Source organism: Acidobacteriota bacterium (assembly GCA_012729555.1).
GTDB lineage: Bacteria > Acidobacteriota > UBA6911 > UBA6911 > UBA6911 > UBA6911.
The window spans coordinates 68,921-75,250 of sequence record JAAYCX010000008.1; the positions used below are offsets into that span (position 1 = coordinate 68,921).

A 6,330-nucleotide genomic window follows, 5' to 3' on the forward strand; every position below is an offset into this window, starting at 1 on the left:
GCCTTTCAGATCTGCACCGGCGGTTCGACGGGCTCGGTGACCTCGTAGCTGAGGAGATCCTCTTCCAGCTCCCTCATCGCGATGTGGGCGGGTTTGGTCGACCGCGTCTTGATCTTGGGCTTGGCGTTGTTCTGCAGCTGCTTCGCCCTTTCCGCCGCCAGGATGATGAAACGGTATTTCGATCCGATGCGTTCAGGGATCTTCTGCATGTGTTCCTCCAAAGGTTTGCATTATCGATCGCGCCGGGCCGGCCATGACCGACATCCGGCGGCGGGTGCTCAGGATGATCGCCTCGAGGTCCCGCACGGCCGCCTCCAGGCCGTCGTTGACGATCAGGTAATCGTACTCGTGGTAGCGGCTGATCTCGCCGCAGGCCCGCTCGAGCCGCATCCGGATGACGTCGGCGTCGTCCAGGCTCCGGCGCGTCAGCCGCTCGCGCAGCACCCCGAAGGAAGGGGGCATGACGAAAATCCCCACCGCCTCGGGCCGTTCCCTGCGGATGATGCCCGCCCCCTGCACGTCGATGTCCAGGATGACGTCGCTCCCCCGCTCGAGCCGCCCGTCGACGAACCGTCGCGAAGTCCCGTAATAGTTGCCGTGGACCTCGGCCCATTCGAGCAGGTCGCCGGCGGCGATCCGCGCCTCGAACTCGGTCCGGTCGACGAAGACATATTCGACCCCGTCCCGCTCGCTGCCGCGCGGGGCCCGGGTCGTGTAGGACACCGAGAACTCCAGGTTTGGAATCGCCGCGAGCGCGTGCCCCACCAGCGCACTCTTCCCCGCGCCCGACGGGCCGGACACGATGATCAGGCTCCCTCTCTTCATGGCTTCATTCCACGTTCTGGACCTGCTCGCGCAGCTTTTCGACATCCGTCTTGATGGCGATCCCCAGCCCGGTCACCTCCAGGTTCCCCGACTTCGACAGGATGGTGTTCGCTTCGCGCTGCATTTCCTGCAGCAGGAAATCGAGCTTCTTCCCGGGCTTTTCCTCCGCCTCGACGAGCTGCCGGTACTGCACGATGTGGCTGTGCAGGCGCGCGACTTCTTCCCCGATGTCGACCCGGTCGGCGATCAGGGCCGCTTCCTGGGCCAGCCGCTGCGGATCGATCCCCCCCTGGGGAAGGAGCCTGGCGATCCGTTCCTCGAGTGTTTTCAGATGCCCGGCGGCGTCGTCCCGGCTGAGCCGGCCGATCCGCTCGGTGGCCCCCTCGATGCTCCCGAGGTTGCGGAGCATGTCGCCCCTGAGCGCTTCCCCTTCCCGGCGCCGCATCTCCAGTACATGATCGAGCGCCTCCGCGAGGCTCCGGCCGGCGAGGTCCGTCAGCGGCCCCGGCTCCGCGCCGCCGCCGTCGTCCGTTTCGAGCACCCCCGGCAGGGTCAGGAGCGAGCGCATGTCGAGCGCCCCCTCGAGCCGAAACTCCGCCCGGAGCCGGTCGACGGCGTCCAGGTAACGGCGCACCACCTCCGCGCGGATGCGAAACCCGCCCGCGGCCGAATTCTGCACCGTCACGCCGACGTCCACCCGGCCGCGGCCGATGCGGGCCCGCACCGCCTGCTGGATGTCCGACTCCAGGAACTGGCACTCGCGCGGGAGGCGCACGTGCAGGTCGAGGAACCGGTGGTTGACGGTCTTGATCTCGACCGAGACCGTCGTGTCGCCCTCCCGGGCCGACCCGGTGCCGTATCCGGTCATGCTGAGGATCATGCGCTTTCCTTCCTCATCTTTATAAAAACTAACAGTTTAGCGTGATCCGGCGCCTTGGTCAAGGGGCGCGCGACCCTCTATTCGTGCGCCTGGAGCCGGAAGAAGCGGCGGTAGGCGCCGTCCCTGTCCACCAGTTCGTCGTGCGTTCCCGCTTCCACGATCCGCCCCCGCTCGAGCACCAGGATCCTGTCGGCGCGGCGGATGGTCGACAGCCGGTGGGCGATCACGAACGTCGTCCGGTCCCGCATCAGGTTCGCGAGCGCCTCCTGCACGAGCTTTTCCGATTCGCTATCGAGCGCCGAGGTCGCCTCGTCCAGGATCAGGATCGGGGCGTTGCGCAGTATGGCGCGTGCGATCGAGATCCGCTGCCGCTCCCCCCCCGAGAGGCGCTGCCCGCGCTCCCCGATGACGGTCCGGTACCCCTCGGGAAGGCGCGAGATGAAAACGTCGGCCAGCGCCGCCCGCGCCGCCGCGCGCACCCTCTCCTCGGTCGCCCCGATGTCGCCGTAGGCGATGTTGTGGAGCACCGTGTCGTTGAACAGGAACGTCTCCTGGGTCACCATGGCGATCGCCCGCCGGAGCGAAGCCTGGGTGTACCGGCGGATATCGACGCCGTCGATGAGGACGGCCCCTTCGGTCGGATCGTAGAATCGGGGGATGAGGTTCACCAGGCTGGTCTTTCCCGACCCGCTCGAGCCGACCAGGGCGACGACCTGGTTGCGCCCGACCCGGAGGTTGATGTCGTCGAGCACCCTCGTTTCGCCGGCCCCGTCCGCGTAATGAAAACAGACGCCGCGGAACTCCACCGAGCCGGGGGCCCCTTCGAGCGCGCGGGCGCCGGGGTCGTCGGGGATCTCCAGGCGCGCGTCGAGCAGTTCCACGATCCGGTGGCCGGAGGCCAGGGCACGCTGCAGCTGCACGTGGATGCGGCTCAGCTTGCGGATCGGGTCGTACATCCGGAAGAGGGAAAAAAGCGACCCCCCGAACAGCCCGAGCGACAGCGTCCCGTCGGCGATGCGCGCGTGCGCGTAATAGAGCAGCGGGATGAAGGCGACCACCCCCAGGAACTCCATCAGGGGCGAGTTCAGGAACAGGATCGAGGCCGCCTTCATATTGCTGCGGAAGAGCTCGGCCGACCGGGCGACGAACCCCTTCTCCTCGTGCGCCTCCATCCCGAAGGCCTTGATGACGCGCATCCCCGTGATCGACTGCTGGAGCTGGTCGCTCAGCACCGCGGCGCTTTCCCGTCCCCGCGCGCTGACCGAGCGGATGCGCTTCCCCATGGTCATGGTCAGCAGCCCGGCCAGCGGCGCGATCAGCAGGGCGATCAGCGCCAGTTTCCAGTCGAGGTAGAAAATGAAGCCGACCAGCGCCGCCAGCAGCACCACCTCGCGCAGCAGCTCCCCGAGCGTGCTCGACACCGCCTCCTGCAGCTGCTCCACGTCGCTCGACATCCGCGACATCAGCTTCCCCGTGGAGTGCCCCGCGAAGAACTCCATCGACTGGCCGATCACGTGGGAAAAGAGCCGGACGCGCAGGTCGGTCAGCACGCTCTGGCCCACGTAGCCCATGTTGTAGTTGGAATAGTAGAGGCAGACCCCCTTGGCGAAGGTCAGCAGGAGCAGCGCCAGCGCCAGCCGGGTCACCATGCTCCCCGGGAGGAGGCCGAGGGCGCGGTCGAGGAAGAGCACGAGCGAGTGGGTGGGCGTCCCGGACGCCGGGCCGGCGGCGAGCACGTCGTCGAAAAGGGGGATGACGAGGGCCGTGGTCAGCACCTCGAACAGGCTCGTCAACGCCAGCAGCACGAAGGAGAGCGCGAGCACGCCCAGGTGGGGCCTGACAAACTGGAAAAGCCGGTGTGATGTCTTCATACAGGAAGCTAGAGACTAGCCGAGATTGCTCCGGGGGTCAACCATTGCTCCCTGTACCGCCCCCCGGCGGGACGAAGCCGCTACCTCCGGCGTCCGCCGGACCCGCTCCGGCCCGATCCCCCCGAAGAACCCGAACCCCCCGAAGAACCGCTCCGGCCCGGGCCGCTCCCCCCGGATAGGCTCCGGCCGCTCCCCCCGCCGCTCCGCGCCGGACTCCCGCCGCTCCGAACCGAACTCCCGGCGCTCCTCGCCGGGCTCCCCCCCGAAAAGGAACGGCTCGGGGCGACCGGCCTTTCGATCCTCCGCGCCTGGCCCGAACTCCCCGAATCGCGGGGCGCGATCGTCCGCGGCTCGGCCGTGCGCGGGACGGCCTGCGGCCTCGCAGCAGGACTTTCCACCCTCGGGGAGGCGGCCGCCGGGGCACCGCTTTCAGCGCGCCAACGGGACGTATTCCGCTCGGACCGGGGTTCGGGCGCCGCGCGGTCGGCGGGGACCGCCGTCGGCCTCGCCTCGGGCCTCTCCGCCCGCGCCGCTTTGCGGGCCTCATCGCGCTCCGCGCTGCGGGGGCTGACGGAGTCGAACTCCCGCCCCCCATCCCTCGGCGTTTCGCGCCTGGCTTCCGCTTCGCGCTGTGCGCTGCGATCGGGGGGCTGCCGCTCCGTACGCCATCGGCCGCTCTCTTCACGCCCCGCCGCGCCGCCCGGTTCCCGGTCTGCGCTCTGCGCCGCCGGGCGGTCGTCCCCCCGTTCCGGCCTCGCGGCGTTGCCGGGGGCGCCGCCGCGCACCGAGCCGTCACGGGCGGAACGGTCGCCGCCGTCGCGTGGAGCGGGCGCGGTCCGGCCGCGCGCCTCGTCGATTCTGTCCCTGAATTCCGGGCGCGTGATCGGCCTGAAGCGCTCCCGGTCGGCGCCGTCGCGCGCGTCACGCCGCGGCTCGTTGCGCACGACCACCGCGCGTTCCCGGCGGTTTTCGGGACGCGCGAACTCCCGCTCCGGGGCCGGGCGGTAGCTGGCGCGCGTCGGGCGCACGTCGATCCCGTCCCTCAGCGTCCCTTCCTGCCACGGGCGGTCGATGTTGCCCCAGCGGGTGCTGGCGCTCCGCTCGTGGAAGCTCCCGTTTCGGAACTGGTCGACATGAACGGTGCGGACGGCCCCGCGCGCGCTGCGGTTGAAATGGTCCCCGGGCGCCCGGGTGTGGAGCCCCCGCAGCTGCGCGAGCTGGTGGCTGTAGATGCCGCGGTTGTAGTGATAGTGCTTGACGTTATAGTAGTCCCGGGGACCCAGGGGCAGCCAGGAAACCCAGGTCGGCCCGCTGTAGAACGCCACCAGGCCCGGCGACCAGAAATTGAAGCTGAAGGAGGGCCCGGGGAGCCAGACCCACCCGAAGCTCGAACTCTGGTGCCAGCGCCCGTAGTGGTACGGCAGCCAGCCCCAGGGCTCGTAGGAGACCCAGGTCCAGCCGAAGCGCGGGCGATAGCACCAGCGCCCCACCGAGTAGGGGGACCAGTGCACGTCGACGCTGTAGGGGACCCAGGCCCAGCCGTAGCTCGACACGTTCACCCACCGCCCGTAGCGGTCGAGGTCGGCCGCGCCGATGTAGACGGTCGAGGGGAGGTAGCGGCGGCTGGCGTAGGCCCTGCGGTCCACGGTGCGCCGGTCGTTCCACTCGTCCCAGGCGTCCCGTTCCTCGTACCGCGCCACGGAGTAGAGGGCCTCGCCGCCGGCCCGCACGCGCAGCCGGGTGCCCGATTCGACCGCGCGGGCGAAGGCGTTGTTGGCCGCCTCGATCCTCCCCTTGCGCACGATGGCGTCGGTGTCCCCGTCCTCGTTCACCTCGAACCGGTAGCTCCCCTTGCTCACCGCGTTGAAGGCGGCCGCGGGGGTGTTGATTTCGAAATCGACGCCGGAGGCGACCGTCAGGGTCGCCAGGCCCAGGAGCATCCGCACCTGGACGATCCTCTCGTCGAGGGAGAGGATCTCGATGTCGGTGTTCTCGGCCAGGCGCAGCACGGAATCGTCGTCGAACTCGATCTCGAGCCTCCCGTTGCGCCCGGTGTAGATCCGGTCGCCCGGTTCGAGCGGCATGTTGATGCTGGCGGCGGACCAGTCGACGTCGGGCAGACGCTGGATGCTCACGTCCCCCTCGAGGTAGGAGATCCGCGACAGGCGCAGGTAGGCGTCGTCGTCGGAGAAAACCGGGGCCGCGGTCAGAAGGAGTGCGGTCAGGAGTGCGAAACAGAGGCGGCGTACCATGGTGGCTACCCTCCCTAAAATCATTGGTCTCTCTTCACACCTTATCAGATGCACCCTCCCCGCAGAAGGATCAGCAAAACGGGGCTCCCGGGCGGACGCCCCCTTAGGAGCCTGTCCGAGAATAGGGGTGCGCCGCGCGCATGGGTCTTGCGCGCCGAGATCAAGGCGCGAGGAGGAGGCGATGCGGTGCCATCGTTGACGACGAGCAACGCAGATATCGGCGCGCAACCCCCATGCGCCCTATGGGTTCCGGCGGCGCGTGGGCGTCTGCTGTGTTGGCGCTCCTCGACGATGCCACCGCATCGCCTGCGTCGCTCCGCCTTGCATCTGCCCACGCGGCGCTCGGAACGCGGCATATCTCTATTCTCGGACAGGCTCCTGATATGGAACGACCTGTCAAGTAATGGGCATTAAACCCTATAGAGCTTTTGCCTTTCCGGTGAAGCAGAGCAGGCGGCAGTCGAGACTGCTTTTGCGACGGTTGATCACTCTGATATTCGCG

The 6,330-nt window shown here is 68.7% G+C and carries 5 protein-coding genes; all 5 read right to left on the reverse strand.

Annotated elements, in window-relative coordinates; all coding sequences use genetic code 11:
• Positions 1-5 precede the first annotated feature (5 nt).
• Entirely contained in the window at positions 6-209 is a 204-nt protein-coding gene (gene rpoZ / locus GXY47_01070) for a DNA-directed RNA polymerase subunit omega (GenBank protein ID NLV29717.1), read from the reverse strand.
• Complete coding sequence (gmk, locus tag GXY47_01075; protein ID NLV29718.1) at positions 193-825, reverse strand: guanylate kinase; 633 nt, start codon at positions 823-825, stop codon at positions 193-195. Before gmk ends, rpoZ begins: the two co-directional genes overlap by 17 nt.
• A 4-nt stretch (positions 826-829) precedes the next feature.
• Complete coding sequence (locus GXY47_01080; GenBank protein NLV29719.1) at positions 830-1,705, reverse strand: YicC family protein; 876 nt, start codon at positions 1,703-1,705, stop codon at positions 830-832.
• Positions 1,706-1,782: 77 nt separating this feature from the next.
• Positions 1,783-3,576 carry an ABC transporter ATP-binding protein gene (locus tag GXY47_01085; protein NLV29720.1) on the reverse strand — a complete coding sequence of 598 codons (1,794 nt, stop codon included), beginning with the start codon at positions 3,574-3,576 and terminating at the stop codon, positions 1,783-1,785.
• An 80-nt stretch (positions 3,577-3,656) separates the two neighbouring features.
• A complete protein-coding gene (locus GXY47_01090) occupies positions 3,657-5,828 on the reverse strand; it encodes a hypothetical protein (GenBank protein NLV29721.1) in 2,172 nt (723 codons plus the stop codon).
• Between the last annotated feature and the right edge of the window lie 502 nt (positions 5,829-6,330).